3 protein-coding genes are annotated in these 3071 nt (G+C 49.2%); all 3 read right to left on the bottom strand.

The window, feature by feature from the left end; translation table 11 throughout:
- Positions 1-276: 276 nt before the first annotated feature.
- The 3 genes from QME66_13125 to QME66_13115 all read right to left on the bottom strand — a co-directional run bounded on the left by QME66_13125 (position 277) and on the right by QME66_13115 (position 2760).
- Complete coding sequence (locus tag QME66_13125; GenBank protein MDI6809889.1) at positions 277-651, bottom strand: hypothetical protein; 375 nt, start codon at positions 649-651, stop codon at positions 277-279.
- Positions 635-1426: a DUF4065 domain-containing protein gene (locus QME66_13120; protein MDI6809888.1), complete on the bottom strand. Its 792-nt coding sequence runs from the start codon at positions 1424-1426 to the stop codon at positions 635-637. Before QME66_13120 ends, QME66_13125 begins: the two co-directional genes overlap by 17 nt.
- 140 nt (positions 1427-1566) lie before the next feature.
- On the bottom strand, positions 1567-2760 hold the full coding sequence (locus tag QME66_13115) for an ATP-binding protein (GenBank protein ID MDI6809887.1): 1194 nt from the start codon (positions 2758-2760) through the stop codon (positions 1567-1569).
- Positions 2761-3071 lie beyond the last annotated feature (311 nt).

The raw sequence follows: 3071 nt of genomic DNA, 5'->3' as shown, positions 1-3071 counted from the left end.
GAAAAAACGGGAATTCTAATTGTCGCCAACGGGAAAAACAATTGACGTTCAACAAATGGGAAACCGCGGTATAGGGGATGGTCACTGTGCTCCTTTTGTGCACTTCATATTTATAAGGACATAGAAGGATGTAGTTGGTCGCCCTCTGACGAAGCGCACCAACTAGAAGGACATAGTGGGATTTAGAAGGATTTAGCAGGTGGGAGCGCCCCAAAGGAGCTACCTCTTAATCAGTAAGCCGGAGGTTCGACTCCTCCACGGCGCACAAAACAAGCGTTACTTCTGATAATTCCTCAGTATTCTTTCTCTGTCTTCATTCTCCTGATCGCCTTTGTAATAGACTTCGATAAACTCTATGACGTCTTCTTCCTCGTAGAACGCATAAATGATTCTTATTCCGCTGGCCGCTCCCTTTGTCTTCAGTGATCTACATGCGAATTTCTTGGCCTTGTATATCTTAGGACTGCTTATGTCGAGGCCTGGGATAAGAAAAATACCCTTATTGTCCTTGCCCAGTTTATGGAACAAATTTAGTTGGGTGTTTATGAATGTGTCCAGGTCTTCTGGCAGAGTGCGAAATCTCCTGGAAAGCTTCCTTATGTCTCTTTCAAATTCGCTGAGGCTCCTGACCTCACTAAATATCTTCTTCACTGTAACGTCTCACAGAATAAGGTGGGGTGCGATAGAAGACCGCCTCATAGTCTATTATCCCCCCGTTCTCGGCGGTCAGCCATGGCACGTCGTTGTGAGAATATTCGCTGATCTGGGAGGCATTCATGCCTGAGAGCCTTTCCAACACCTCGTCAATTACTTTGGTTTCATGTGCTCCCAGCTGGGTCAGGTCGGGTTCTCTCAAAGGGAGATATTTTGTCTGAGGATATTGAAAATATTTGTCCTTGAGCTTCACTAGGTCTTTCCCTTCCATCCGCTCTACAATCCTCCTGAATTCCAAGGGAGTAGGCCCATACCTGTTCTTCCTGTAGGTTGCACCGATAAGTTGCTCCTCATATCTCTCATAGAAATCAAAGTCTATGAAATAAAGAATCTTGTAGAGGACGGTTTCGCCGAAATTGGGCTTGGAGCCCACTCTGTTGAGGACATAGAGCAGAACCTCCTTGAACTTCGCCAGATTCTTCTGTGGGACGCTAATCCTTATGTCTGTCGTTTTCTTGGGGGTGATACCTTCTTTCACTTCTAGGACTACAGTTACGTCCTGTTCCAGGTTGAGGAGTACATCTGTATGAACATCAAATATCTCAGCCAACCTAGCTATCTCCCCCGCACTTGTCTTCCTTTGACCAGTCTCTATTTGACATATGGAAACACGACTAACCTGCAGTGATTTCGCCAGGTCTTGCTGAGACAGATCTCTCTGTCGCCGGAAGGCTCTGATTCTGGCGCCCAATTTTGTGTAGAAATAGTTCATAATGCTCACCTCCGTAGGAATTATCGGACAAGTCGGATAATCTGTCAAGCAAATGTTTTGAAACCCGACAACACAAACACGCATCTTCCTCGGGCTTCTTCAAGTGCGGCGAAGCGTAGGGTCTAGCTGGCCTGCCACTGTCACGCCACCAAGTCAGCTAACGACGCAGTCAGAAACTCGTCGAGAGGCATTCCCTGCCCCCCCACCAAGAGTTTCCTTCTTGGATGAAAAGCGCTGGAAAAGGCATCCATTCCCGGGAGCACCACCTTCCTACGACCACTCTTAACCTCAAGAGCTAATGTCCTGGCGCCTTCACGTACCACAAAATCCACTTCTTTCCCACGCTCCCGCCAGTAAAGAATTTCGGTACGACTTCCAACACTGCAGTTGACAAGATGAGCGCCAACTGCAGACTCCACCAGCCGTCCCCAGAAGTTCCGGTCTTTCTGAGCATCTCTGAAAGACACCGAGGCCTGAGCTGTTATGAGCGCAGTGTTCAACACTTGGAGCTTAGGACTTGAGGCACGCTGTCTCACCTTTCGACCAGAAAACTTGGGGATGCCAGTAAGAAGGCCTGCGCCCGCCAACAACTCGAGATAGTGGGCGAGTGTGGTCGTATTGCCCGCGTCTTGCAACTGACCCAGCATCTTTTGATAAGAGAGAACTTGTCCTGAATAGTCACAACCGAGCTGGAACAAACGTCTCAACAGTGCAGGCTTGTCTACCCTTGTCATGAGCAAAATGTCGCGGGACAGGGTCGTTTCTATCAGCGAGTCAATGATGTAACGGGACCATCGATCTTCCTCATCCACCAGTTGTGCGGCTCCAGGATATCCGCCGAAATAGACGAACTGCTCGATCGTCCAATCGAACGCTTGCTTCATTTCCGGAAAAGACCAGTGTGTGACTGGAATGATCTCAAATCGGCCAGCCAGACTCTCAGTCAGTCCCTTCTGAACGAGCAGGGGAGAGGAGCCAAGCAGAACCACTTTCAGGGGAAGCTTCCTTGCAGAGTCTTCGTCCCACAAGAGCTTCACCACGCTCGACCATCCAGGAACCTTCTGGATCTCATCAAGTACGAGAAGCGCTACACCCGGTTTGCGTGTCCCTCTGGTGAGCAGTCGGCCCAGTTCCCATTGTTGCTCGATCCAGCTTCTGTCGCGCAGGGTGGGCTCATCTGCAAATGCATAGTGAGTCGGAGAATCAAGTGATTCCATTGCTTGCCGGGCAAGGGTGGTCTTCCCCGTCTGCCTCGGACCCAGTAGAACCTGCATGAAGTGACGTGGCTCTTTGAGTCGTCCCAGAAGCGTCTTGAACATTGGTCTCTTGAACATGTCGTTACTCCCATCGGCGAATTACTCAGAGTCTTGAGTATTTTTACTCAAAGTCTTGAGTATGTCAAGTGAAAAACTTCAATCCGAAAGCGAAGAAACCTATGCGGGTGGTCAAAACGTGCCCCATTCCCGAATTATTCATCTAATACCTGTGAGCGATATGTTTCTCTGCGTTCGTTGGTTCGCGATCAGCTCTCCCTCAACACTGACTGCGAGCAGCACGGCACATCTTCCATTGACCCAGACCTTGCAAGCCGCTAGTGTGCCGTCCCAGAAATAACTTTACGAAATGCAGAGCGTTTCATAAGGCA

Source organism: Candidatus Eisenbacteria bacterium (assembly GCA_030017955.1).
Classification (GTDB): Bacteria; Eisenbacteria; RBG-16-71-46; order JASEGR01; family JASEGR01; genus JASEGR01.
Note: the sequence above shows the minus strand (reverse complement) of the source record. Positions and strands in the feature narration are given on the sequence as shown.